This window comes from Corynebacterium sp. HMSC034E11 (assembly GCF_001835905.1).
GTDB classification, from domain to species: Bacteria; Actinomycetota; Actinomycetes; order Mycobacteriales; family Mycobacteriaceae; genus Corynebacterium; species Corynebacterium coyleae.
Genome location: NZ_KV826384.1, coordinates 1 through 26426, shown reverse-complemented (window position 1 = coordinate 26426; position 26426 = coordinate 1). Strand labels below are relative to the sequence as shown.

Sequence of the window (26426 nt, the reverse complement as noted above, 5' to 3'; positions counted from 1 at the left end):
GGAAGCAAAATGGGGGCTTCCGCCCGACACCCAGGGGGGATAATTATGGCTTTTCGTGCCTACGAGCTTTACTACCTCGATTCTTACGACGAGGAAGTCGATGACCTTGTCACCATGTACGACTACGACGAGGACGACTACAGTTTCGACGACGACATCCGCTGGCACATTGACGACGACTACATCATCGAAAACGGCCTCCGCGTCGCAATACTCATCCACGACCCGGACACCCACGAGATTGACTGTGCGTTGCTCCAACCGGACAACCCACGCGCGCCCGATTGGTATGGCGTGGAGGAGATGGCCAACGTCATGGCCGAAGTCCAGCGCATCATGGTCGCTCACGACGACTACACGGTCAGTATCGTGCCACCGCAGGATCCCGCGTTCGCGCTCACGGCGCCTCGCGTCTTCCCTGCGGAAGATCTCACGGCTGCGACGGTGATGATGCTCGGCGACTCGCAAGACAACGCCTGGTACAGCGCCTTTTGTATCGAGTTCACACCGAACCTGAAGTCCGACGAGTCGTTCCCAGTCGCCGTTTTTGTGTACGACCCGCGCGATAACTGCCTTGTCAGCAAGAGCTTCACCGGCATCAACCCGTTCGCGCCGGAGGCGTTCAACCGGAGGCAACGCAGGATCGTCGAGCGCAAACTCGACGAGATCTTTGCGGCAATCGATTCCTCAAAAACCGCAACCCATCCCGTGAGCCCGTTTGCCAACCTCGGCCCGCAATTCCGTGCATCGAGGCTGCCCTCCGTCGAGGCGGTCGGCCCCGACCACGCGCTCCTCCAAACAATTGAGAGGCTTTTGGACTGGTGGCAGGAGCAGGCAGCCTAGGCGTTAGATCATGCGCTAAATCATGCCCTGGCTCATTGCCCAGCCGGCTAGCGCAGCGCCAAGGCCGCCGATAGCGAGCAGCACGCCGATGATGATCGCCACTGGCGAGACCGCACCGTCGCCGTTGGCCGGCGGCTGCTGCGTCTTCGGCTTCTGCGCCGCCGGTGCATTGCTCGTCCCTTCGGTCTTGTCCTTCGGCTGCAGCTTCCTGCGGGCCATGTCCTTGACGTACTCCGGGGCGTCGGAGGCAAGCACCTCGGCAAGCACCTTCGCCATCTCTTCACGGGTGTAGTTCAGCGCGGAGACGTTGTAGGACTGGCTAAACACTTCCGTTCCGCGCGAGTTTGTAACCACTACGCTCAGCGGAACGACCGGCTTGTCCAAAAACGCCGCGCGGTCGAGCTTGATGTCTACCTGCTTCTCGTCGCCGACTTTGCCGGCAGGCTTCAGGTCGTAGCTTTGTTGGAACACGCCCGAGCCGTAGTTGACGCTGACCTTAAACCGCTCGTCCACGTCTCCCAGGTTGGAGATGGTGCCGCGCAGGACGTTGTCGTCGCCAAGCTGTGCGACGACGCCATTGTCACCGTTTGCGGTTTCGTTGAGACGGAAGCCTGCCTTGTACTTGTTGTTGCTTGCCGCGTTGATGACCAGTTCTTTGACGTCACCTTCGGTCAGCACCGGCATGCTTTCCTCGCCGTGCGAGTGGTCGTGATCGTGGTCGTCTTTGTCGTTTTCCTTGTCTGTCTCGTCGTTCACTCCGATGTGGCCTTGGCCAACGTTCGCGCCTGGAAGGTTCAGGTTCGCCCAGTCCGCCGGGATCTGAAACTCCCTGCCGGTCTCGTCGTGGCCGTGCGTTTCCTTTTCGGCAAAGTTGAACTGGTTGAACTGGTGCGCGTAACTCATCACCGAGTTGTACTCTTCGAGGTCATCGCGCGCCGGTGCCGTGTTTGACTCCACGTGCGCGCCGTAGTGCAGCAGGTTCAGGGTGTGGCCGAACTCGTGCAGGATCGTGTTGCGCAGCTGCTCCTGCGTGGTCATCTCAGGATGGTTCGCCACGAAGAATACGGAGTCGTTGACCAAAGCGAGGCCTGTCGAGGAGTCGCCGCGAGAAATCGTGTCGCCGATGACGCCAACGCGGAAGACCGCCTTGCGTTCTCCCAGCAACCGTTCGCGTGCCGAGATGAATTGGTTTTGCGCATACAGCGCGTAAGCCCATTCGTCTTTGGCCAACTTCGGATCGGCCAACCCTGGCATGAATTCTTTGGCGTAGTCCTCGGTCTTGCCGCCCTCGCGGTCTGCCTCCTTCATGCTGGACATCGAGGAACTGACGTACTCCGGCCCCGCAACGATGTGGAGATTGATGCCTTGTTTGGCGAAGCGCTCCTCCAACTGCTTGAGGATCTCCGGTGACGGCGCATAGTCCTTCGTGTTTGCACGCGCACAGTCGGCGAACTGGGTAAAGCCCGCCACGGATGCCGCGAAGGATTCCTTCCGGTCGCAATTGAGCTGTTCCCACTCGGATCGCATCCAGTGCAGCTGCAGGAACAGGTCGGGTTTGTTCTCGTCGGCGCCCCACTGGTGGATTGGCAGCGATTTGCCTGAGGAGAGCTTCATGCCGACGCGTTCCCACGAGTTGCGCAGGCCATCGCCGTCGGAGTCGAACGCGGCAGGCTGCGGGATGAAACGTGCCTGGGTTTCGGCCTTAAACCCCTCACCCGCTGCGAGGCTCTTGCTCCAGCGTCCAGCTTGGAAGCGCGCGTCGTTGTCGTTGCGGCTCTCCTTGGCTTTCTCAGCGGTCGGTCCTACGCCGAACCGGTCGGCGTTCGCAAACTTCACGCGGGCGGTGTGGCCGGGCTTTTCCGGGGAGACGCGAATTTCGCCGTCGAAGTATTGCTGCGCGCGGAGTTGGCCGTGGTTGCCCATGATGTCGCTTACGGATTCGACGCGGACATTGACCGGGGCGCCCGAGACGTTGGTGGCGGTGACGGTGTACTGGATGATGTTGTCGAAAATGTTGATGGTGCGTTTGACCTCAACACCGTTAAACGTCTGGGTGTAGACAACCGTGTCGGTTCCGTCGTCTCTGCTGAGGGTTTCGGGCGTCGCGTTCCAGTCGACGGGCATTTTCGCCTCGTTGACGTACACGTCGGTGCTCAGCCCGTACTTGAGCACCTCGGCGGCAGCTTCGGGGTGGTCGAAGTCGAAGAGGCCCTGTCCGTCGGGGCGCACGGTCGCGTTGATGTACGGCGACCATGTGCTCTTCTGCTGCCCCTCAACGACAACCTGCCTGCCTTGCTGTGTGACCTTGGCCTGCGCGGGCACAACGCAGACGGGGGCGAGGGCGGCGCACAGGCCGACTGCCATTACTTTTGTGGAAAATCGCATGTTGTTGCCTACCTACCCAGTACCTGCATGATCTTGTCTTGGTTCAAAAATGCGGCGAATCCTACGCCGGCAAGCAGCGCCAGCGCGCCCACGAGGACCGCGATCCAGCCAACGCTTGTCGACGACCCCTTATCCTCAACCACCACTTCCTCCGGCGCCCTCGCCGTCAGGGGGACGTTGACCAGTTCGGAGGATCCGTCCGGGTAGGTCACCCGCACCTTGACGGAGGTGGTTTTGCCGTTGGGCACACTGCCATTGGAACGGGCGGTGATGCGGCCGGTTTTTTCGTCGATAGTTGCTGTCCAGCCCTGCTCGTTGAAGCCGTCGATGCTAAACCGCGTGCCCTCTGGCAGTTTCGACGAAGGTTCCGGACGAGCCTCGCCGCCGATAGGAACGTTCGCTCCAACGTATCCGGCGTCAAACGTCGCCGCATCCGAAGGCACCGTGACCGTGGCGGTGATTTCGCGTGCGCTGCCGTCTGGGTAGCGCACCTGGATCAGCGGCTTGTAGGTTTCGTCGATCTCGGCGTTCTTCGGCGCCGTGATGCGCAGCGCGCCGGTGGATCTGTTCACGCCGACGTCAAGGCCAGCGTTATCGATCACGTCGAAGACCGCGCCCTTGACCGCATCGCCAACAGCGGCGACTGCAACTGTGTTGCCCACCCGCACCGTGGTAGACGGGTAGGAGATGGAGTTTTTCACGGCGTGTGCAGAAGCTGTGGCCAAGCGAGCGCGCGCTTCAAGTTCTTTGGTGGAACCATCCTGGAAGTAGGCGATGACCTTGACCGTGAGCGGACGCGCGTTCACCTTTGGCGCGTTGACTCGCACGTCGCCGGTGTTCGCGTCCACCGTCGCGGACCAGCCGCCCAGGCTCGACCCGGATTTCATCTTGAAGGTCGTACCCTCGGGCAACGCAGCGTCGCCGGTGCGCAGCACGGTTGCGCTCAGTCCCGGGACCACCATGATCTCGTCTTCGTAGCCGAGGTTTGCCAGGTCGGCCAGCATGGGCTCGCCGACCTCGAAGACGGCGTTGACCGTCTTGGAACTGCCGTCCGGGAAAGTGATCGTGACCGGGGCCGTGTGGGTGCCCCGTTTTGCGTTGGCCTCCGGCTTGAACGTGATGCTGCCCTTGGCGTCGATGGTCACGCCCTTGGCGTTCGGCTTAAACGTTGTTCCTGCGGGCAGCACGCGGTCGTCGTATGTGAAGCCGCGCTCCACCACCTGCGCACGCGGCGAGCTCGAGGAGCGCTCCACACCAGCAGGCACCGGGGTTTTCGCCCATTCGACCGTGTAGCGATCGGCCATGAGTTTTTCTTCAGCCACGACAACCTCGACGACCTCGCGCTGGCCCGTCGGTGTGTTGACCTCTACGCGGTAAGTTCCGGGCGCGGCATCGCGCGGTGGCGTGGCGACGACCGTGCCGTCCTGCTCCACACGAATCCAGGAATCCTTCGGCGCAACCTGTTCCGTCTTGTTGCCGGAGATGACCTTTTCCACGCCGTTGGTGGTGAACCCAGACGGCACCGGGTCACTGCTCCCCTTACGCGTCGGCGTGCCAATGCCTACCTCGCCGGCGTGCACCACCACAGGTGCCCACACGAACGGATCCGGCTGCGGGGCCGGATTCGACGTCGCCGGCTCCTTTTTCACCGTAATGCCCAGGTTGGACTGCTCGCCTGGCTTGACCGTGACCTTGCCGTCGTTTTCACGTGTGACGGTGTGGTTGCTCGGTGCCTTTGCGGTCACGGTGTAATCACCTGGGTAGAGGCCATCGATGACGTACTTGCCGTCAACCTTTTCTACCTTGCGGGTTTCGTTTTTCGGTCCACCCGTGATCATGATCGACTCTGGCTCCGCATCACCCGTGACCGAGATGTTGACGGCCCCCTTGACCAGCGCCACCGTGAGCTCCAGGTCGCGCGGCTTGTTCGGCTCCACACTGAAACGCTTGGTTGTTCCTCCGTGGTTGTCGCTGGATTCAACCTGCACGGTGTATTCGCCGGCGTGCAGGTTGCCCGCGTTAAACCTGCCGTGTGCGTCGGTCGTATCCTCGGCGACTTCCCCACCGTTCTGGGTGATGCGAATGGGGGCGTTGGCGACGGGTGCGGAGAGGTCGTCGAGAAGCGTGCCGCTCACCGCGTTGAGCGTCTTCACCAGGATTTCGCCGCTGCCGTGCCTGCCGGGCTGCAGCGTGACTTCCCGGCTGCCTTCGCTGTGGGTCTCGCTTTCGGCGGCTTTGGCCGTATAGGTTCCGGGCAGGATGTCCTCGACCGTAGCCATGCCTTCCGCGTTGGTATTCACCGTGCGCCCGGCGACATCAAGTTTGGCGTTGGCGACGGGGTGGCCGGTGTCGTCGACAACCTGCAAGACGAGGTCCACCTTGTCCAGCGCGAGCGCAAAGTCGTGCGTTTCGGTGCTGTCCTTTTTCACCTTCGCAGCCTGCGACGGCGCCGAATACCCCTGCGGGCCAACAATCTCGACGGTGTAGGTGCCCGTTGGCAGACCAGCAATCGAATACGTCCCATTGACCACGGGCGCAGTCTTCTTCACGCCAGCGGTGTTCTGGTCTGCACCACGTACCTGGATCTCGGCGGGTTGTCCGCTTGACAGGCCGGTGACGCTACCTGCGATATTGCCCAGGTTGCGCACAACGTTGAGTGTCTTTTCCGACGTCTCATTCGGGTTGATGGTGACTGCGCCGCCGCCCTCGATCGTGTACCCCTCCGGGGCGCGCCCACCAAGGGTGTACTCGCCCGGGTACAGGTCATTCAAGACGTAGTCGCCGCCGGCTTCCTCAATCGGCAGGTACTCGTTGTTCGGGCCGCCGTTGAGGAACACCTCCGTCGGAGCCAACGTCCCCGAGGTGCCAACCTTGATGGACCCGCGGTGCAGCGCGACCTTGAGCATCACCGACTCGGTGTCTCCGCCGGGTTCGACTGTGAAGTTTGCACTCGCCGCGCCGTACGTGTTGGTGCGGACCACCTCTGCGGTGTAGTTGCCTGCAGCCAGCGCGCCGGCGTCGAAGTTGCCTTCCGGGGTGGTCGGGAAAGTGCCGATGACACGGGAGCCTTGCTTGACGACGACCTGCGCACCCGCCACAGCCTGACCAAGATCGTCGACAACAATGCCACCGGTTTGGTTCAGTGAACCAACCTTCACCGTCACCGGATCATTATCGCCCGGATACAGCACGAACCCCTGGGATGCGCCGCTGTACTTGCCCCTGGCAGCAGACACTGCGGCGGTGTAGGCACCCGGCGCGAGATCCGCAAACGTTGCAAGGCCTTCCGCATTGGTGGTTTCGGTCCGTCCGTCAACGGTGACTGATGCATTGGCAACTGGCCTGTTGGCGTCGTCGACCACCTTGATCTCGCCCGTGACGTTGTCCGCAATCACCGCGAACCCAACAGTCCTGTTTTCGTACTTTTCCACCTTGGCGTTCTGCGGGCCCGTGACGGAGTATCCGCGTGGCACGGAGTTGTTGATCACTTCGACGCGGTAGTCCCCGGTGGGCAGGTCCGGGAAGCTGTAGTGGCCGCCCGAGACGGTCTGTTCCAAAATCTCGGGACCCGTGACGCGGATCTTGACCTGTTTGTCGGCCGGCACGCCGGAGATCACACCAGAGATGCTGCCTTTATCGCGCGTGGCGGTGAAGTTTGCGTTCGCGGTTGTTGCGCGTTTGACGTCCACGTCTGCCGTTTGGGTCACCGAATAGCCCTTCGGCAGCGACTCTGGGACGACCTCGAGCACGTGCTTGCCCACCGCCAGGTTCGGGATGGTGAACTCCGCGTTCTCATCGGTGTCTACGACAGTGTTCGTACCGACGACACGCACCTTCACCTTGGTGCGTTCCGGCAGCCCGTTGACCTTGCCGCTGACTTTGCCGTACTGCTGCTTGCGCTGCACAACGATCGGGTCCGCGATGCGGTTGACGCGCTGATCCTCTACTTTGACACCTTCAACCTCTGTCCCCTGACTGTCCTCAGTTTCGCCCACGACCAGCGTGTACTTATCCTCTGGATCCTTGGGCACCGGAACCTTGGGCACGGTGAAGTTACCGCTTTGATCAGTCTGGGCCGACTTACCGCCGACGGTCACACGTGCACCGGAGATGCCGACTCCCTTGTCGTCGATCACCCGGCCGGTGACGGTGATCGGGTACAGATCAAAATCCGGGGCGGTGGCCTCGTCCTTCCACGGCTTGGTCGCCGGGCTGACAAAGCCCGCTGGAGGTCGCACGCCAATCTGGTACGTCGTTCCTGGGTTGTTGGAGGTCAGCCAGTAGGAGCCGTTATCGGCAACCGCTTCCTCACCCTGGAGGACGATTTCCTTGCCCTGGCGGTTGGTCCACTTCCTGTTCACCAACACCTTCGGGCGGCCGACTGGCTCCTCGTCCGGATTATGCACACGCACCTTGCCCGGCGAAGCCATGTTGACCATAGGCACGGTGTACCGGGAGCCACCACCGGCCATCGGAGTCGGATAACCGCCCTTGCCCATCCCCCAAAGGATCAGGCGGTGCATTCTTTCTACCTGCAACTCTTCCGGTAGCTCATAGCGCAGTCGAATCGCATAATTGCCTGAGGGGGTTGTCGCGATGCTGCGGTGGACGGTGACATCATATGTCTTCAGCACAACTTCTTGGCGGTTTCTGTAAACGCGGTGATCAAGCTTGAACTGCGAGACTTCAGGGATTCTTTTGAATACCGGATCATCCTTCGGCGCTGACTTAACAGTACTTGCGAAGAGCGGCGGGGGCGCGGTTTCCGGCGGCACGAACTCGATGGATACCGTCTTCACCCGCACGGATCCGTTGAAGAAGACCGCTCCTCGCCAATTGCCGTTTCAATGCGAACCTCGCCATGGTCGATACCAGGTTGCAGAATGGGCGCCCTCTGCGCGTGCGCGACCGGCGTGAAGGTACCCAGCGGGACTTCGGCGACCGTGCCGGCAAGCGCGAGCACCGTCGCAACTGCGGTGATGCGCATGCCCCGTGGGCGGTGTACGCGACGGGGGTCATCGGAATAGCGAGACATGGGCGTCATTCAACTTTCTCGAAGCAAAGGCACGGGAAACGAACGGTAAAACACAGGAATGATACCACTTAGTTATATGCCTTATCTAAATCTTTTACGGAACTGCCAGCTATTCCACACCCTTACTACACGACGAAGCGCCCCGGCCGAATGCGGCCGGGGCGGTGGAGTCGTCGCTAAGCAAACGCGCTACTGAATCTCAGACGGCTCCTTGCGTGCCGGGTACACGGTCGGGCGCACACCCGCAATGTCCTCAACAACGCGAACCACCTGGTGAGAGTAGCCGTACTCGTTGTCGTACCAAACGTAGAGCACGAGGTGGTTGCCGGAAGCAATCGTGGCCAGACCATCAACCACGGATGCGTGGGAGGTACCAAGCAGGTCCGTCGACACAACCTCAGGCGAGTAGATGTAGTCGAGCTGCTGGCGCAGGTTGGAGTGGGTGGACACGCGACGCAGGAAGGTGTTCACCTCGTCCTTTTCAACGTCCTTCTCCAAGTCCAAGTTCAGCACAGCCATGGACACGTCCGGGGTTGGCACGCGGATGGCGTTGCCGGTGAGCTTGCCCTCAAACTCCGGCAGTGCCTTAGACACGGCCTTCGCCGCGCCGGTCTCGGTGAGCACCATGTTCAGGCCCGCTGCGCGGCCGCGACGGTTGCCCTTGTGGAAGTTGTCGGCCAGGTTCTGGTCGTTGGTGTACGCGTGAACCGTCTCAACGTGACCGTGCTTGACGCCGTAGCGGTCGTTGATCACCTTCAGCACCGGGGTGATGCCGTTGGTGGTGCAGGACGCTGCGGACAGGATGCGCTCGTCGCCGATCATGTCCTGGTTGATGCCGTAGACAATGTTCGGGATGTCGCCCTTGCCCGGCGCGGTAAGCAGCACGCGGTCCACACCCTTGGACTGCAGGTGCTGGGACAGGCCCTCGCGGTCGCGCCACACGCCAGTGTTATCGACGACGATGGCGTTGTTGATGCCGTACGCCGTGTAGTCGATCTCGGCCGGGTCGTTGGCGTAGATCATCTGGATCGGGGTGCCGTTGGCCCAGATGATTTCCTTCTCCTCATCCACGGTGATCGTGCCGTTGAACGGGCCGTGGATGGAGTCGCGGCGCAGCAGGGATGCGCGCTTGATGATGTCGATGTCACCCTTCTTACGCACCACCACCGCACGCAGGCGCACGCCGCCGTACATTGCCTCACGCGCGATCAGGATGCGGGCGAGCAGACGGCCAATTCGGCCGAAGCCGTAGAGCACAACGTCGCGTGCATCGAGCTCGGAGGAGGTACCGATGACGTCAGCGAGCTGCGCATCCAGGAAGGTACGCAGATCCTTCTCGTCGGAGTACTTGAACTCCTTGGCCAGGCGGCCGAGGTCGATCGAAGCGGTGCCGAGATCCATCTCCACGAGCTCGCGCAGGATCGGGAGCGTCTCGTCGAGGGCGAGCTCCTTTTCGTCGATACGACGCGCGTAGCGGTGTGCCTTGATGATCTCGATGTCGGTCACACCCACCAGCAGGCGGCCGTAAACCGAGGTGACCGCGTTATGTTCGCGGTGCAGGCGGCTGATCAGCGGCAGCATCTCCTGGGCAAGGGTGAGCTTGTGGTTCCAGTCGTCGCGGGGGTTTGTGGTTTCGGTCAACGTTGCTCCTTCAGCGTGTTGGATTCGGGGGCAATTTCAGCCCCACACCGCCATTTACTTTAGCGCAGGACAGCGCGATACTTGGAGGGGTCCGCCTCGGGGGCAAACTTGGGGGCCTGATCCTTATCGACGAGCACCGCACGCACCCCTTCCGCAAAGTCCGGCTCACGCACCATCACCGCGCCCAGGCGGCGCTCGTTGTCCAGCGCGCCGGCCAGATCCTGTGATGCGTTGGCTGCGATGAGTTCCGCCGCCGCCACGAGCGACGACGGGGACGCCTGCTTGGTCAATTCCTGCACCTTCTCGCCGAACTCGCCGTCAAGGCGCTCGCGGATCTCGGCCCAGGAGCCGGTGAAGGTGGCCTCGATGTCCTCGTACAGTGCCTCGAGCTGCGATTCACCCTGCTCCAGCGCAACCTCGTCGAGGTAGCCGGGCCCGTGCTCCACGATCCCGTCGAGCACCCCGTCAAGCGAGGCAACCTTATGCGTGGCCAGGCCGGTAGCCAGCATGTCGTCCGGGCTCAAGCGGTAGCCCGTCAGCGCCAAAAACGCCCCAAGCGCCTGCGACGGGTGCTTCGGCAAGTTCTGCAGCAACCACGACATACCCACGTCAGTGATGTAGCCGATGTTCATCTCCGGCATGGAGGCGAACGCGTCCTCAGTGACCACCATGTGCGAGCCGTGCGCCGACACACCCATGCCACCGCCCATGATCACGCCGTTGCACAGCGCGATGTACGGCTTGGGGTAGTTCGCAATGTCCAAGTTCATGGCGTACTCGTCGGCAAAGAACGCATCGACCTCGTCCAGGCGCCCCTCAAGGACACCGTCGCGCGCGGCACGGACGTCGCCGCCGGAGCAAAAGTGTTTGCCAGAGGACTGGATGACAACTTGGGTGACGGTGTCGTCGTCACGCCACTGCTTCAGGATCTCGTCGATGGCGCGCGCCATCTCCGGGTTCAGAGAATTCAGGGCCTTGGGGCGGTCGAGGGTGATCACCCCGGTCGTGCCGCGTACTTCGGTCTTCACAAACTCAGTCATGCCGCCCAGTGTTCCACATCACACCGGTATGGTGTGGGCAATGCAGACGCCACGCTTAATCGCACTCGACATGGACGGCACCCTCCTCACCCCGGAAGGCCAGGTACCTGAGCGCTTTTGGCAGCTTTACGACGATGCCACCGCCCAGTCCGTCACCATCACCCCCGCCTCCGGCCGCCAACTGGCAACACTGCAACGCATGTTCCCCGCATGCGACACGTTCATCGCTGAAAACGGCGCAGTGGTGTGGCACGGCGGCGAAGTTGTCTCTACCACGGCCCTGCCCGCAGACGCCGCCCGCAACCTCATCGCAGCGCTACCCGACGCTCCCTTTCCCGCCCACACCGTCATCTGCGCCCCGGAGGTAGCCGCCACCCTCCCGCTGCCGCCGGCGATCGACGCGGAGGTGGACAAGTACTACGCCTCGCGCACAACGCTGTCGGCGCTCGGCGACCACCCCAGCCCCGTGGTCAAGATCGCCCTCTACGTTGAAACCGACGCCGAACGCGACGCCCTACCCTGGGTCCGCGAACACGCACCCGACCTGCGCGCAGTGGTCAGCGGCAAGCACTGGCTGGACATCATGCACCCCGATGCCGACAAGGGCCACGCGTTCGAAGCGCTCGCCGGCACGCTGGGTATCCCCCTTGCGCAGACGGCGGCGTTTGGCGACTTCCTCAACGACCTCGGCATGCTCCGCGCCGCCGGCCACGCGGTAGCGATGGACAACGCGCATCCCGACCTCAAAGCGATCGCGGATGAGGTGATTGGGACGAATGGGGACGAGGCGGTCGTCGATAAGCTTGCGCAATGGCTGCAATGATCGACTTCACCCAACCCGCCGACGTCGTCGCACCGCAGTTGCTAGGGTGCCTGATCACCCACAACGGGGTAACCGTGCGCCTGACCGAAATCGAGGCATACCTCGGCGCTGAAGACCCCGCCGCCCACACGCACAGGGGCAAAACCGCCCGCAACGCCGCCATGTTCGGCCCACCCGGCAGGCTGTACGTCTACCTCTCCTACGGCATCCACCACAACGGCAACATCGTCTGCGCGCCCGAAGGCATCGGCCAAGGCTGCCTCATGCGTGGCGGCGAAGTCGTCGCCGGCGAAGCACTCGCCCGCGAGCGACGACAACGCCCCGACCGCGCGTTGATCCCGTTTGAAAACCTCGCCCGCGGGCCCGGCAACCTCGGCCAAGCACTCGCACTGGGGTTAGGCGACAACGGCACCCCCATTCACCTCACCCCGCGCAACACCGAACCCGAATGGGTCGCAGGACCCCGCATCGGGATCTCCAAAAACAAAGACGCCCCGTGGCGGTTCTGGATCCCCGGCGACAAGACCGTATCCACACCACGCGGGCGCCCGAAGCGGATCAACCTTTTGGGTGATTGATTGAAGGTTAGGCTTACCTATATTCTCAATCTACAACTAAGGGTAACCTACCCTTCATTCCTAGATTGGAGAAGCAGATGACCATGGCCGCCCCCACTGACCAGCGACTGTCGGCCGCACTCAAAGACCAGACTGCCACTGCGCACTCCAGCGCCGAGAATTCCCCCTTCATGTCGAGCCTTGGAAAAGGCGAGCTGGACCGGGCAGCCGTAGCAGAGCTGACAGTGCAGTACTTCCACATCTATTCGGCACTCGAAGATGCGGTGCGCCGCGCCGCTTCCCACCCCGCGGTGGCGCAGATCGCCGACGAGCGCCTCGAGCGCGTGCCCGCCCTCGAAGCCGATCTCACCGCCATGCTCGGTGCCGGCTGGAAGGAAACCACCGCCCCACTCGATGCCACGAGGCGCTACGTTGCCGAACTCGAGGCGCTCACCCCGGACTCCGGCCCGGAAGTCATCGCCCACCACTACGTGCGCTACCTCGGCGACATTGCCGGCGGACAGGTGCTCGCACGCGTGTTCCAGAATGCGTACGCGCTGCCCGACGAGGCATTGCACTTCTACAACTTCTCTGCGGTAGGCAAGATCCCACACTACCGCGCGCACTACAAGGAGGCGCTCGACGCGATGCAGCTTAACGACGAAGAGCGCGCACGAATCATCTCCACCGCCCAGCACGTCTTCGCCCTGAACCAGGCAGTGTTCCAGGACCTTTCGACCCACGCCGGCTAGGCCGAGGCTCACTAACGCCTGTCAACGTAAGCGATCGCACCCCAGATCGCCCCAGCCGCCACGAACGCAGTGAGCACTCCGCCGGTGAGCGTGAACTGCGCAGGCACCAGAAACAGCACTAGCACTGCCAAGCAAACAATCAACCCCCAAGCCACCGCGAGAACGATCCCCGCGCGTTTGCCCAGTCGAGCACCGGCATCGCGGCCCTTATGCGAGGGCAGTGACGAAAGCCCGAGAACCGCAGCCACCAACGCCACGCTCGCAGGGAACGCCACCCAGATGCTTCCGGTACCCGCCCCAAACGCGATCACACCTGTGATCAAGGCGATCAGGGCGCGCTCCCAGGTGACGAAGTGCACAGCGCCGCCTTCATATGTGCGCGGCAATCGCACACCGACAGGTCGAATGAGTTTGGTAGCAGGTCCCGTCTGTTGCGCCATCACGACAACCCCTTTCAACATTATGCAAACCTAACCTTACTTAGGTAAGGTTAGCCTACCTACTTTTTGCTATTTCGCACCTCGAGGCAACCATGAATGTTCGCACCCACCTCGGCGCAGTCGCTTGCGCGAGTCTGATCGGCTTTACCGCCACCATGTTCGGCGCCGCGCCTGCGCTTCTTCCTCTCGCGGCGGCCGAAGAGTCTGCCAGCACACACCGCAGTGTCTCAGCGGGAACCATGCAATGGGGGGTGCGCGAATCGTTCAGAAAATACATCGAAGGTCCCATAGCCCACGGCAGCATTTCGGTCGGTGGCGGCGCACAGCGCTCAGGCGACGGTTTCACGTTCGACGCCAAATCCTCGGCACTGACTTCAGCCTCGGCCGGCGAAATCAGCTTCCAGGGTGAGGTCCATTTCACCGGGCACAACGGCGCGCTTGATATGACGCTGCGCAACCCCACAGTGGTGGTCAATGGCGCTCAAGCCGAACTGCGGGTGGATTACGCTTCACGGAAGTACGAGGGCATGAACTCGACCGGCCCGGTGCGCGAAGGCACCCAAGAGCTGCTCGCCACCATCGCGCTCAACGCCGCCCCGGATTTCTCCGCACAAACAACGACCATCGCAGGCCCCACCTCCCTCACCACAACCGGTGCGGAGATCTTCGGTGGCTTCTACGAGGTGGGCGCTCCACTCGACCCGGTCACAATTGAGCTATCGCTTAACGACGCCTCCGGCCCCGCCCCACAGCCCAAAGAGGGCGGTGGCACCTCCGGCGCAAAGAGATCGGGCGCCACCTCCGGCCCGGCCCGCCTCCTCGGCGAGATCAACGACACCCTGGAAGAACTCAACGCGATGTTCGCCAACACTGAGACACTGTTGCGCAGCGGTGAGTCACTGCATCGCCGGGTACTTCCAACGCAGGAAGGCACGCGCCCTGCACCAGCGGCCAACAGCGGCGCCCCCACGTCCAATGCCTCCCGAACGGGAGGAACCTCCAACGCAACGAACAGTCCAGCGAACGTCAACCCTGGCTCCGTCCCCGCGACACCAGCCGGCGCGCCGAAGGTGGGTGGCGGCACGAACACCGGTAATGCAGCAAAACCCACTGGTGCGGCACCTGCGGGTGGCGCCAGCGACAGCGGGATCTGTGACTCGAGCGCGTCTCGTGGGATTGTCAGTTCCGAGGCCCAGTGGGGCATTCGCCAATCTTTCCGCACGTACATCCGCGGCAACATCGCGAAAGGACGCTGGGAACTCAAAGGCGTCGGCGACGACGGCAACGCGTTCACGTTCTCCGGCAATTCCGGCGCGGTGGACACTGCCGCACGCTCCGGTTCCATCCTCTACCCCGGCACCATCCATTTCACCGGCCACGAAGGGGTGTTAGACACCCGCTTTTCCAATATGGAGATCCAGTTCAGTGGCGATTCGGGCCAAATCGTCATCAATGTTTCGTCGAATAGCACTGATGGCAAGGCGAATGATTTCGGCCGCGTCGCGATCGCCAACTTATCCTTCAGCGAGCTGAGCGTTTCCGATTCCGCGGTGTCCGGCTCCGCGCAGGCGACGCTCACCCAAGTCGGCGCGGAGGCGTTCGGCCAGTTCTACCCCGCTGGGGCCCCACTCGACCCAGTGAGTTTCAGCGCTCGCCTCGGCAACACGGCGAACTGCCGCGAGGGGCAGGGTGGGGCCTCCTCGGAGTCGTCGACAGGCAAAGGCGGAACCGCAGGTGACGCTGCGGCGCTGAAGCGCGGCGGCACGGCAGGAGCCCAAGCGAAGCTGAACTCAGGGACGACCCCCGAAAACGCAAAAGGCAGCGTGTTCGACGAGGTAGAAGGTACAGATGCCGTGGAATCCGCCAAACAGCCCGAAGGCGGAAAGTTCCAGATCAAAAACTCCGCGGCAGGCGACGGCGCCGGCAGCGGAGGCTGGGACGACTCAACGGTGGCCAAACTCCTGCTTCTGGTGGCCTCGCTGCTCGGCGCCGGTGGCGCGCTGACCAGGTTTATTGCGACCGGATAAAACCGGATAGAAAAGGAAACTCTCAATGAAGCTTTGGAAAACACCCCTCGTCTGCGCGGTCGCGGCGGCCGTGGGTCTGTCGCTTGGAGGTTGCGCCAGCTGGGACAACCCCGTGCAAACCGAACAAAAGGCGCTTTCGCAGTCGCTCGCAACCGGAGCCGACCCGCACCAGGCTGAGGGCGTCGCGATGGTATCGGAGATTTCCGAGGTAGAACCCGTCGAAGCGGAGCGCGAAACTGCGCTGCCCGTCGAACTCACTGACGCCGACGGCCACGACGTCACGGTTACCGACACCTCCCGCATCCTCGCGCTCGACCTCTACGGCACCTACACAAAGACGCTCCGCGGTATCGGGTTGGCGGACAACATTGTCGGTCGCACGGTCAGCTCCGCGGAACCCTCGCTTTCTGACCTTCCCGTGGTCACCGAAAACGGTCACTCACTAAACGTGGAGGCAATACTGAACTTGCGCCCGACGTTGGTCATCGTGGATCACTCCGTCGGTCCGAGCGAGGCCATCGACCAAATCCGCGCGGCGGGCGTGACCACCGTCGTCATGGAGCCGAAACGGACCATGGCATCAATGGGAGAGGACATCATGAACGTGGCCTCCGTCGTCGGGGAGCCAGAAGCGGGCAAACTCCTCGCGGAACGAAGTGAAAAAGAGGTGCAGCAAGCTCTCGAAGCGATCAAACAGGTCGTCCCGAAACAGCCGCTGCGCATGTCATTCCTGTACGCGCGCGGGACCGGCGGCGTGTTCTACCTGCTCGGCGGCGAAGACGGCACCAAGGACCTCATCGAGGCGCTCGGCGGCGTCGACGTGAACACTGAAAACGGCATCGGCAACGCTTCCCCCGCCAGCCCCGAAGCGCTCGCCCAGGTCAATCCGGAGGTGTTCGTCATGATGAACGGCGGGCTGCAATCCACCGGCGATATCGAGGGCCTGCTTCAACGACCCGGTGTCGCACAGACGACCGCCGGCCAGCACAAGCGCGTGCTTTCACTTCCCGACGGCGACTCGCTTGCGTTCGGCCCCCAAACCGGGGAACTTCTGCTGCGCGCAGCCCACGCCCTGTACGGGGAGGGGCAGTGACATCTTCCGCCGAGGTGTTTCACGCCCGCCGCCGCGGCCGTGTGGCGCTGTTCACGACCGTCAGTGTGCTGCTGGTGGCGACAGCCATCGGCTCGATCATGGTTGGACAGTTCGAGCTTTCGGTCCGTGAGCTGTGGCCGATTCTCCAGGCCGGCCCGCTGTCTGCAACCTCTCTGGAAGCGTCCGTGATCTGGCAGATCCGACTCCCCCGCCTGATGCTCGGTCTGTTCGTCGGTGCCGCGCTGGGCGTCAGCGGGGCGCTCATGCAGGCAGTCTTCGCCAACCCGCTCGCGGAGCCGAGCGTGATCGGCGTGAGCACCGGCGCGGGCGTCGGGGCCGCCGTCGCGCTCGTCTTCGGGCTCACCACTTTCGGCACGATGACGGTGCCCGTCCTTGCCTTTATATCTGGGACCCTTGCAACCGCGGTGGTGTACTTCCTCTCACGAGTCGGCGGCAAGGTTCGCGTGCTCAACCTGATCTTGGTGGGTATCGCGGCCAACGCTATCTGCGGTGCCATTATTTCAGTGCTCACTTTTATGGCCCCCACGACCGCGCGAGAGCAAATCATCTTTTGGCAGATGGGCACTCTCTCGGGCGCGAACTGGGCGCAAACGGGCGCAGTGACAGGCGTGGTCATCGTGTCACTGACGCTGGCGATACTGTTAGGCAGCAAGTTCGACCTTCTCGCACTCGGCGACCAGGCCGCCTACCACGTCGGGCTCAATGTCACACGCCTGCGAATGGCGGCGATCGTGTTGTCGACGCTGCTCACCGCTGCCGCTGTCTCGTTTGCGGGACTGATCGGGTTTGTGGGTCTTGTGGTGCCGCACATCGTGCGCACTGCAGTAGGCCCTTCCAATAAGGTGCTGCTCCCCGCTTCAGCTCTCGGTGGGGCACTTTTGATCGGTGCCGGCGACATTCTCGCCCGCACAATCATCCCCTTTGCAGACCTACCGATTGGCATATTTACCGCGCTGATCGGTGGGCCAACATTCTTCTTGCTGTTGCGGCAAATGATACGAAAGAACCACCAGATATGAGTGTTACCGCACGTGGCGTCACTGTGCAGAAGCAAAACCGCACTATTCTTAACCAAGTCGACCTGCACGCAACCGCCGGCCAGGTCACCGGGCTTATCGGACCCAACGGAGCCGGAAAGTCGACCCTGCTGTCGGCCTTGGCGGGTGACATTCAGCTCGCGCACGGAGTGGTCGAGGTGGCGGGCAAGGATGCGTCGGAAAGCACAGCCTCCGAACTCGCGCGCACGCGCGCTGTCATGCTCCAAGACGTCAGCGTGGCGTTTTCCTTCCTCGTGCGCGATGTCGTCGAAATGGGCCGCCACCCCTGGGGCCGTGGGCCGGACGATGCGGCGATCGTGGATGCGGCGCTCGACGCGACGGGGATCACCCACCTACAGGACCGCGAGATTGTGACGCTGTCCGGCGGAGAGCGAGCCCGCGCAGCCTTCGCGCGGGTGCTCACGCAGCAAACGCAGGTCGTGCTTCTCGACGAACCAACGGCAGCCATGGACGTTCACTTCCAAGAACAAACGATGGGAGCCGTTCGCGCGCTTGCGCGTCGCGGTGTGACAGTCATCGTCGTGTTGCACGACCTACAGCTCGCGGCGCGATATTGCGACCGCGTCGTGTGCCTTAAGGCGGGCGAGATTACAGCGGCAGGCACCGTTGACGAAGTATACAACGACGCGATTCTCAGCTCCGTCTACGACTGGCCCATCACCGTGTTGCGAAGCAGTGGGCGGATCCTAGTGGCCCCCGACGAGGCGGGTGAACCCGTCTCCGGACTCTGGTGTCCAGCCCCAGCTCCCCCCACCCCTTGAAAAAGTTAGGGATACCTTGCTAAGGTTAGCCTACCCTATCCCATCGGTGCGATGTTACATCCACCACACCAACTCACCGAAAGGCTTCATCAATGTCCCGCACCACCACCCTCGCGGCCATCACCGCCACGGCCATGATCTCGACTGCATTCGCCACCCCCGCTGCCTTCGCGGATGCGCCAACCATCGAGTCGGGAAATGCGCACTGGAACATCAAGGAATCGTTCCTGCGCTACGTGCAATCCCCGTTCGTCGCCAGCACCATCACAACCACGGAAGGCGCGGAGAAGGTGCTTCGCGACGGCAAGCTTGCTGACTTCGCACTTCCGGTCAATGCCGCCGACTCCGCCCTCGATGCCAACGGCAACGGCACCATTGACCTCGACGGCGCCATTTCGATCGAGGGCCACCACGGCGCTATGGACATCAAGATGTCCGACTTCAAGATTGTGGTCAACGGCACGAAGGGCGTCCTGCAGGCGGATTACGTGCGCAAGGGCGCAATGCCGGGCTCTGAGCCCACCACCGCCACCGGAGACGACAAGCCGATCGCAGAGTTCGAGGTCACAGATGCGCTGAAGCCCGGCAAGGACAACAAGTTGTCTGCGACGTTCACCCCGACCAAGCTGACCGAGTTCGGCGTCGACATCTTCGGCTCGAGCTACGAAGTCGGCAAGCCATTGGATGACTCGAAAGTCGCCGTCAACCTCGCATTCAAGGCCCCGAAGAAGGAGCCGAAGCCGACCGACCCGAAGCCGACCGACCCGAAGCCGACCGACCCGAAGCCGACTGACCCGAAGCCGACCGATGAGGACGGCTCGAGCACCGGCGCAATCGTCGGCATTGTCATGGCGGTTATCGCAGTGCTGGGCGGCCTGGGCTTTGCGGCGACTCAGCCTTCGGTCCAGAAGCTGATTAACCAGTTCATGGGCAAGTAGCGTCCATGTGCAAGGCGCGATTGTCCACCGCGGTGGCGGTGGCGCTATTGCTTTGCTCCCCCGCCGTCGCCGAAGGCCAAACTGCGGAGGAAGACACTTTCACGGAGATTTCCTCGACAGACGACGGCTCGCCGGCTACGCAAGCCACGCGGGCAATCGCACTGGCGATGGCTTTCACCGGTTTAGGGTTCGCGCTCAGCGCCCTCATACAGGGGGCCGCGTCAATCCTCGGCATCAAGCCTCCACAACTGCCCCAACTGGTGCGTTAAACACTGCCTCAAGAGCCCCGTCGTCCGGCGGGGCCCTCATTTGATTCGAAAAGGATTCGCCTCAATGCTCATCTCCCGAAACGCCGCTGCGGCGGGGTTCTCCGCGCTTATATTCGCCACTGCGCTGGCAATTCCTGCCGCCGCCGAAAGCTCCTCTGCTGAGCCCGCCGAGGTTGGCGGCGAATTTGTGTGGCCCATTTCCACCGGTTTTCTGAATCAGGCCGTCATTAAAGGTCAAGGTCGCGTGCTCACAGGCGGGGGCGCGACGTGGAACCAGGAAGCGCTTGAATTCTCCTTCCCGGTCACCTCCGCGACGCGGACCGGAAAGACGTGGACATTCGCGCTCGACGGCTCAGCGCAGGTACAGGGATACAAGAATGCGGGTGGCTACGACGGCTGGGCCGTAGATGTAAAATACTCGGACCTCAAGCTGAAGGTGGAGGGAAAAAACGCCACTTTGTACGGCGATTACCTCCTCGCCGGGGTCGCGAACAAGACGTACAAGCCAGTCGGTGCCAAGGGGGACGACGAGCCGCTGGTCACCTTCACACTCGGCAGCGAGATCACCCCGCCGAAACGAGTGACAGAGCACAACCGGACAACGGTGTCGGATACCGGCATGGAGAAGTCCCTCAGGCACTACCCGAAGGGCACGTTGCTAAAAGACTCTGAAGTGGATCTCAACGTGACATTCGGGGCGACTGCTCTCAGCCCTGGGGCGATCGCGGGCATCGCCGTGGGCGTGCTCACCGTAGTTGGCGGTCTCGCCTACGCATCAACCCTTACCCCGGTCCGGGCGCTCCTTGCGCAGTGGCTGCCCCGGTAACTACTTTCTCTTTTTCTTCTTGCTGCCCTTGCCCACTTTGCGCTTCTCCAACTTGGCGGCGACATCGGGCACGTAGCGGAACTCGTCGCGAGGCGGACGCTCATAGTCCGTGATCGCCGGACGCTCGGGAATCTCTGGGAGGTCAGGCTCAATATGCTCATACGGAATCGTCGACAGCAAGTGCGAAATGACATTGATGCGAGACCGCTTCTTGTCCTCGCTCTCCACCGTGTACCACGGCGCCGCCGGAATATCGGTGTGGACAAACATCTCGTCCTTCGCGCGGGAGTACTCCTCCCACTTCGTAATGGACTCCAGATCCATCGGCGAAAGCTTCCACTGACGCAACGGATCCTCACGACGGGACTGGAAACGCTTGTACTGCTCCTCATCCGAAACGGAGAACCAGTACTTGCGCAGCATGATGCCGTCCTCAACCAGCAGGCGCTCAAAGATCGGCACCTGGTGCAGGAAGCGGCGGTACTCCTCAGAGGTGGCAAAGCCCATCACGCGCTCGACGCCGGCACGGTTGTACCAGGAACGGTCAAAGATGACGATCTCGCCTGCCGTCGGCAGCTTCTCCACATAGCGCTGGAAGTACCACTGACCCGCCTCGCGGTCCGTCGGCTTCGGCAGCGCCTCCACACGGCACTGACGCGGGTTGAGGTACTGGGTGATGCGCTTAATTGCGGAGCCCTTGCCCGCAGCGTCACGCCCCTCCATAATGATCACAACACGCTCGCCGTTTTCGACGACCCACTGCTGCATCGCAACCAACTCAGCCTGGAGGCGCAGCAACTCCTGCTCATAGGCATCACGGGACAACTTCGGCGGCTTTTTAGCTTGGCTCATAGGTATAACCGTACTCACAGACAAAAACGACACAACAATTATCTCGCGAGGGAAGACATTGTTGAACAATCTATGGGCTATACTTCTCCCGAAACCTTTTCAATACCGTACCGGGTCACTCAAAAAGTCCCGGTAACGCTGACCTAAACGGATGCCATGCTTGCACATAACGTTTCCGCCGAAGTTCGCAGAGCGATTTCGCGCGGTGAGTTTATCCCCGGACAGAAGCTCAACGAGGTGGCCCTCGCTGACCGCTTCGGGGTATCTCGCAATACGCTGCGCGAAGCCTTCGCAATGTTGACCGCTGAAGGCCTGGTCGAGCGCATCCCCAACCGCGGTGTGTTCCTCGCGACCCCAACAGCGGAATTCATCACCGACACCTTCCGCGCACGTGCAGCAATCGAACCTGCTGCACTGCTATGGGGCACCGACCTGGACGTCGACCGCCTCGAGGAGCTCAACGCCGAAGGCCGCACCGCAATTGAGGAACAGGACGACGACCTGTTCATCGCTGTGAACCAGGCATTCCACCACGTCGTACTGTCCTCGATGGGTTCAAAAACCCTCGGCGACACCATGGACCAGCTCGACGCCTTCCTCCGCCTGGCCACCCTCCCGATTCTGGAGAAGGATCCCTCATTCAACCGCCGTTTCATCGGCATTAATGAGCACATCGTGGAGCTGCTGCGTGCCGACGATCGCCAGGGCGCATCCGACTACCTCCAGCACCAACTGATTGAGCTAAGCACCGAAATCATCGAGATGATCGAGAAGATCAACAGCGGGCAGCTCATCTAGCCCCGCACCCCCCTTATGTTCGGGGTCACACTCGAACAGCGGTATAACTGGGGTCATGCATATCGACCTCAACGCCGACCTCGGTGAAACGACTGCGGGCAACCCGGTCGCAGACGATGCGGCGATGCTGCAGATGGTCTCCAGCGCAAACGTTGCGACCGGCTTCCACGCTGGAGACCCCCACTCCATAGCCGGAACGCTCAAAGACGCCGCAGCACATAACGTCACACTCGGCGCACACGTGGCATACAACGACCCCGTCGGTTTCGGCCGCCGATTCATGGACTACACGCCCGGCGAACTCGCCGACGAAACCCTCTACCAAATCGGCGCCCTCGACGCGCTTGCCCGCGTTCACGGCATGCACGTGCGCTACGTCAAACCACACGGCGCGCTGTACAACACCATCGTCCACCACGAGGCCCACGCCAAAGCCGTCATCGACGGCATCAAAGCGTTCAGCCCCGACCTGGCCGTCATGCTGCTGCCAGGCGGTGTTGCCGTCGACATCGCAGAAAAAGCCGCCATGCGCGTCATCCGCGAAGCGTTCGCCGACCGCGGCTACAACCCCGACGGCACGCTGGTATCGCGCCGCGAACCCAACGCCGTCCTGCACGACCCAGCCGCCGTCGCCGAACGCGTCCTCCAGGTCGCCTCCACCGGCTCCGTCACCGCCATCGACGGCACCGAAGTCAAAGTGCAGGCCGAATCCGTCTGCGTCCACGGCGACTCCCCAGGCTCGGTCGAGCTGACACGCAGTGTCGTCGCTAAGCTTCGCGACGAAAACATCACGATCGCGAGCGTCCTATGACCCTCAGCATCAAACGGGTCGGCACCCGCGGCCTCATCGTCGATCTGCCCGACCTGGCCACGGTGATGAACTACTACGCCGCACTCACGGCAAGCCCGCTCGACCACCAAACCGACGTCGTTGCAGCCGCACGCACCGTACTGCTTACCTTCGACTCGCCCACCGCGACCACCAAGGCAATCGACACGCTGCAGACCTACAGTCCCGCAGCCGCCGAACACACCGAACCGCGCGACATCGCCATCGACGTGCTCTACAACGGCGAAGACCTCGCCCCGCTGGCCGAATCGCTCGGCATGAGCACCCACGAACTCATCGACTGGCACACCTCCACCACCTGGGTCGCAGCCTTCGGCGGATTCGCCCCAGGCTTCACCTACTGCGTGCCCGAAGACGCCACCCGCGCCCTGAGCATCCCGCGCCGCGACACCCCACGCACCGCCGTGCCCGCCGGCGCCGTGGCACTAGCAGGCGAATTCTCCGCCGTCTACCCACGCACCTCCCCCGGCGGCTGGCAGCTCATCGGCACCACCAACACTCCAATGTGGGACTCAACCGCCACCCCGCCCGCCCTCGTCGCCCCCGGCGACCGTGTGCACTACAGAGCAGTCGACGCACTTAACGACGACACCACCCTCGCCCGCCACCACCTCGCCACCCCACCACGCCGCCCCGTCTTCACACTCGACGACGCCGGGCTGCAAACCCTCTACCAAGACCTCGGCCGCCAAGGCAACGGCAACCTCGGCGTGACCACCTCCGGCTCCGCCGACCGCGCCTCCGCCCGCACCGCCAACGCAGCCGTAGGCAACAAACGCAACGCCACCCTGCTCGAAAACATCGGCGGGCTCACCATGACCGCACTGACCGAAACCGTCATCTGCGTCACCGGTGCCGACACGGACGTCACCGTCGGCGGAAGGCCCGTACTGCTGGCAACGCCGACGATTGTCCCGGCGGGTGCTGAGGTCGTCGTCAAGCAAGCGCGCCTCGGGTTCCGCACCTACATCGCAGTGCGCGGCGGGCTCATCGCCGACACCGAACTCAACTCCGCCGCAACCGACATGCTCTCCGGCCTCGGACCCAAACCACTCCACAGCGGCGATCAGATCGCCATGTCCCTAGCCAAACCACAATCCGCCAACTCACTACTCACCAACCCCCTGCGTGTCGAACGCGACGGAGCAGACGTCGTCGGGACCGTACGCTGCGTCCTCGGCCCCCGCGACGACTGGTTCAGCAACGACGCCGTCGAACGCTTCTTCAACACCACATTCACCGTCACCGCCGACTCCAACCGCGTCGGCCTCCGACTCGAATCCGACGTCCCCCTCACACGCGAACGCGAAGGCGAACTCCCCAGCGAAGGCATGGTCGCAGGCTCCATCCAAATCCCACCCTCCGGCCAACCCGTCTTGTTCCTCCGCGACCACGCCGTCACCGGCGGATACCCCGTCATGGCCACCGTGATCAACGAAGACGTCGACATCGCCGCCCAACTCCCACCCGGCGCCAAACTCCGCTTCGAACGCTATCCCCTCTAACACTTCTAGGACCGAACATGACTTTGAATGCAGTACTCATCGCCAACCGCGGAGAAATCGCCGTCCGCATCGCACGCACCGCACGCGACCTCGGCATCCGCTCCATCGCCGTCTACTCCGAACCCGACACCGGAGCACTCCACACCCAAGTCGCCGACGAGGCCTACCTCCTCCCCGGCAAAACCTCCGCCGAGACCTACATGAACATCCCGGCGCTCATCGAAATCGCCCACCGCGCCGGCGCCGACTGCCTCCACCCCGGATACGGATTCCTCTCCGAAAACGCCGACTTCGCCCGCACCGTCGAACAAGCCGGCCTCACATGGATCGGCCCATCGCCCGACGCCATCGAACTGCTCGGCGACAAACTCTCCGCACGTGCCCTCGCCGTCGAAGCCAACGCGCCACTCGCCCCCGGCACCGGCGAACCACTGGAAACGTGGGAGGAAGCGCGCGACTTCGCCGAAGAACACGGCATGCCCATCGCCATCAAGGCCGCATTCGGTGGCGGCGGCCGCGGCTTGAAAGTTGTCTTCGACGAAGCCGACATCGAAGAGGGCTTCGCCTCCGCCGGACGTGAGGCACGCGAAGCGTTCGGCCGCGGCGAATGCTATGTGGAAAAGTTCCTCACCCACCCACGCCACGTCGAAGCGCAAGTGCTTGCCGACGCCCACGGCAACGTCGCCGTACTTGGCACCCGCGACTGCTCCACCCAGCGCCGCTTCCAAAAGCTCATTGAAGAAGCCCCCGCGCCATTCCTGACCGACGAGCAACGCAACGCCATCGAAGAAGGCGCACGCGAGATCATCCGCAAGGCCAACTATCAGTCGGCCGGCACCGTCGAATACATCGTCTCCGAGGACGGCACCGTGTCGTTTCTGGAGGTCAACACGCGCGTGCAGGTCGAGCACCCCGTCACCGAGGCCGTCACGGGCGTGGACATCATCGCCGAGCAGTTCCGCATCGCCGACGGGCTTCCCCTCTCCTTCGTCGACGGGGACTCGGTCGACCCACAGATCAACGGCCACGCCTTCGAATTCCGCATCAACGCCGAGGACGTGACCAACGGCTTCGCGCCGTCGCCCGGGACCGTGACGCGTTTCGACGCCCCCACCGGCCCCGGCGTACGCGTCGACACCGGCGTAATCACCGGCGGGCAGATCCCGCCCTACTACGACTCACTGATGGGCAAACTCATCATCTGGGGCCCGGACCGCGCCACCGCCCTGCGCCGCGCCGAACAATCCCTGTCCGAGTTCACCATCGAAGGCGTGCGCACCGTCATCCCGTTCCACCGCGACATGGTCGTCGCCCCGGAACTGACCGGCGACACCCTGGACGTCTACACCGACTGGGTGGACCACAACTACTCGCCGTCGCAGCGCCACAACAACGTGGACATCGAGCACATTTACGACGAACGCCGCAACGTCGTCGTCGAAATCGACGGCAAACTCCACACCATCGGCTTCCCCGTCGCCCTCCTCGGCACCGGCGGAGGAAACGCAGCCCCGGCCGAGGCTTCCACTCCGGCTTCTGATGCCGCGGGCGCCGTGACCACCAAGTACGAAGCCACCATCGTGGAGTGGCTCGTGGCTGACGGCGACGTTGTTGCCAAGGGCGACCCAATTGCCACGATCGAGGCCATGAAGATGGAATCCCAGATCAAGGCAACCCGCGACGGCCAGATCTCGCTGGCGGCTCAGCAGGGTGAGCGAGTCAAGGCGAACGCCACGATCGCGACGATCTCCTAGCCGAAGAGTTGGTCCATTGCCCCGCGGTTGGTGTTTTTCACCGGGTAGCCGCGGGGTGAAATCCATACCGGGGCACCCCGCACCATGACGATCCGGCCCCGTTTCTTACGCCACGGGTCATCATCATTGACCCGGTTGTGATACCTGCATAGCGGCGC

Annotated in this window: 22 protein-coding genes; 15 read left to right on the top strand and 7 right to left on the bottom strand. The window is 62.7% G+C overall.

What is annotated here, in order from left to right; all coding sequences use genetic code 11:
• Positions 1-45: 45 nt before the first annotated feature.
• Positions 46-843 (top strand): hypothetical protein, encoded by a 798-nt coding sequence (locus HMPREF2690_RS01500; protein WP_070819979.1) that lies wholly within the window; start codon positions 46-48, stop codon positions 841-843.
• Between the two features lie 15 nt (positions 844-858).
• Here the strand turns inward: HMPREF2690_RS01500 and HMPREF2690_RS01495 are convergent, their stop codons facing one another.
• The 5 genes from HMPREF2690_RS01495 to HMPREF2690_RS01475 all read right to left on the bottom strand — a co-directional run bounded on the left by HMPREF2690_RS01495 (position 859) and on the right by HMPREF2690_RS01475 (position 10944).
• Entirely contained in the window at positions 859-3228 is a 2370-nt protein-coding gene (locus tag HMPREF2690_RS01495; RefSeq protein WP_141761167.1) for a zinc metalloprotease, read from the bottom strand.
• Positions 3229-3236: 8 nt separating this feature from the next.
• Positions 3237-7862 (bottom strand): carboxypeptidase regulatory-like domain-containing protein, encoded by a 4626-nt coding sequence (locus HMPREF2690_RS01490; protein WP_141761166.1) that lies wholly within the window; start codon positions 7860-7862, stop codon positions 3237-3239.
• A 161-nt stretch (positions 7863-8023) separates the two neighbouring features.
• Complete coding sequence (locus HMPREF2690_RS01485) at positions 8024-8263, bottom strand: hypothetical protein (RefSeq protein ID WP_141761165.1); 240 nt, start codon at positions 8261-8263, stop codon at positions 8024-8026.
• A 189-nt stretch (positions 8264-8452) separates the two neighbouring features.
• Entirely contained in the window at positions 8453-9844 is a 1392-nt protein-coding gene (locus tag HMPREF2690_RS01480) for a glyceraldehyde-3-phosphate dehydrogenase (protein ID WP_141758915.1), read from the bottom strand.
• Between the two features lie 119 nt (positions 9845-9963).
• Positions 9964-10944: a 3-hydroxyisobutyryl-CoA hydrolase gene (locus HMPREF2690_RS01475; protein ID WP_070819975.1), complete on the bottom strand. Its 981-nt coding sequence runs from the start codon at positions 10942-10944 to the stop codon at positions 9964-9966.
• Positions 10945-10984: 40 nt separating this feature from the next.
• Here HMPREF2690_RS01475 and HMPREF2690_RS01470 point away from each other — a divergent pair, with 40 nt between their 5' ends.
• The 3 genes from HMPREF2690_RS01470 (at position 10985) to HMPREF2690_RS01460 (ending at position 13076) form a co-directional block, all read left to right on the top strand.
• Positions 10985-11767 carry an HAD family hydrolase gene (locus HMPREF2690_RS01470; RefSeq protein WP_070819974.1) on the top strand — a complete coding sequence of 261 codons (783 nt, stop codon included), beginning with the start codon at positions 10985-10987 and terminating at the stop codon, positions 11765-11767.
• Positions 11764-12345, top strand: a complete 582-nt coding sequence (locus HMPREF2690_RS01465) for a DNA-3-methyladenine glycosylase (protein ID WP_070772299.1) — start codon at positions 11764-11766, stop codon at positions 12343-12345. The genes HMPREF2690_RS01470 and HMPREF2690_RS01465 overlap by 4 nt, the downstream gene beginning before the upstream one ends.
• A gap of 83 nt (positions 12346-12428) precedes the next feature.
• A complete protein-coding gene (locus HMPREF2690_RS01460; RefSeq protein WP_070482664.1) occupies positions 12429-13076 on the top strand; it encodes a biliverdin-producing heme oxygenase in 648 nt (215 codons plus the stop codon).
• A gap of 11 nt (positions 13077-13087) precedes the next feature.
• On the opposite strand, the gene HMPREF2690_RS01455 is transcribed toward HMPREF2690_RS01460, so the two are convergent.
• A complete protein-coding gene (locus HMPREF2690_RS01455) occupies positions 13088-13516 on the bottom strand; it encodes a hypothetical protein (RefSeq protein ID WP_070570903.1) in 429 nt (142 codons plus the stop codon).
• Positions 13517-13608: 92 nt separating this feature from the next.
• Here HMPREF2690_RS01455 and HMPREF2690_RS01450 point away from each other — a divergent pair, with 92 nt between their 5' ends.
• The 7 genes from HMPREF2690_RS01450 (at position 13609) to HMPREF2690_RS01420 (ending at position 20509) form a co-directional block, all read left to right on the top strand.
• Positions 13609-15543, top strand: a complete 1935-nt coding sequence (locus tag HMPREF2690_RS01450; protein ID WP_070819973.1) for an HtaA domain-containing protein — start codon at positions 13609-13611, stop codon at positions 15541-15543.
• 25 nt (positions 15544-15568) lie between these two features.
• Positions 15569-16636, top strand: coding sequence for a heme/hemin ABC transporter substrate-binding protein (locus HMPREF2690_RS01445; protein WP_070482637.1), 1068 nt, complete (start codon positions 15569-15571; stop codon positions 16634-16636).
• Positions 16633-17676 carry a FecCD family ABC transporter permease gene (locus HMPREF2690_RS01440; RefSeq protein ID WP_070614900.1) on the top strand — a complete coding sequence of 348 codons (1044 nt, stop codon included), beginning with the start codon at positions 16633-16635 and terminating at the stop codon, positions 17674-17676. Before HMPREF2690_RS01445 ends, HMPREF2690_RS01440 begins: the two co-directional genes overlap by 4 nt.
• A complete protein-coding gene (locus HMPREF2690_RS01435; RefSeq protein ID WP_070421266.1) occupies positions 17673-18476 on the top strand; it encodes a heme ABC transporter ATP-binding protein in 804 nt (267 codons plus the stop codon). The genes HMPREF2690_RS01440 and HMPREF2690_RS01435 overlap by 4 nt, the downstream gene beginning before the upstream one ends.
• 92 nt (positions 18477-18568) lie before the next feature.
• Complete coding sequence (locus HMPREF2690_RS01430) at positions 18569-19414, top strand: HtaA domain-containing protein (protein ID WP_070819972.1); 846 nt, start codon at positions 18569-18571, stop codon at positions 19412-19414.
• A 5-nt stretch (positions 19415-19419) separates the two neighbouring features.
• Positions 19420-19683, top strand: coding sequence for a hypothetical protein (locus tag HMPREF2690_RS01425; protein ID WP_070482633.1), 264 nt, complete (start codon positions 19420-19422; stop codon positions 19681-19683).
• A gap of 64 nt (positions 19684-19747) precedes the next feature.
• The gene (locus HMPREF2690_RS01420) at positions 19748-20509 is read left to right on the top strand and encodes an HtaA domain-containing protein (RefSeq protein ID WP_070819971.1); all 762 of its coding nucleotides are present in this window, start codon (positions 19748-19750) and stop codon (positions 20507-20509) included.
• On the opposite strand, the gene ppk2 is transcribed toward HMPREF2690_RS01420, so the two are convergent.
• Positions 20510-21361: a polyphosphate kinase 2 gene (gene ppk2 / locus HMPREF2690_RS01415; RefSeq protein WP_070421270.1), complete on the bottom strand. Its 852-nt coding sequence runs from the start codon at positions 21359-21361 to the stop codon at positions 20510-20512. It lies immediately after the preceding gene.
• Between the two features lie 156 nt (positions 21362-21517).
• Here ppk2 and HMPREF2690_RS01410 point away from each other — a divergent pair, with 156 nt between their 5' ends.
• Genes HMPREF2690_RS01410 through HMPREF2690_RS01395 form a run of 4 tightly spaced genes read left to right on the top strand, consistent with a single transcriptional unit; the run spans position 21518 to position 26268 of the window.
• Entirely contained in the window at positions 21518-22159 is a 642-nt protein-coding gene (locus HMPREF2690_RS01410) for a GntR family transcriptional regulator (protein WP_070421271.1), read from the top strand.
• Positions 22160-22214: 55 nt separating this feature from the next.
• On the top strand, positions 22215-22970 hold the full coding sequence (locus HMPREF2690_RS01405) for a LamB/YcsF family protein (protein ID WP_070819970.1): 756 nt from the start codon (positions 22215-22217) through the stop codon (positions 22968-22970).
• Complete coding sequence (locus tag HMPREF2690_RS01400) at positions 22967-24514, top strand: 5-oxoprolinase subunit B/C family protein (protein ID WP_070819969.1); 1548 nt, start codon at positions 22967-22969, stop codon at positions 24512-24514. The genes HMPREF2690_RS01405 and HMPREF2690_RS01400 overlap by 4 nt, the downstream gene beginning before the upstream one ends.
• A 17-nt stretch (positions 24515-24531) precedes the next feature.
• Complete coding sequence (locus HMPREF2690_RS01395) at positions 24532-26268, top strand: acetyl/propionyl/methylcrotonyl-CoA carboxylase subunit alpha (RefSeq protein WP_070819968.1); 1737 nt, start codon at positions 24532-24534, stop codon at positions 26266-26268.
• Positions 26269-26426 lie beyond the last annotated feature (158 nt).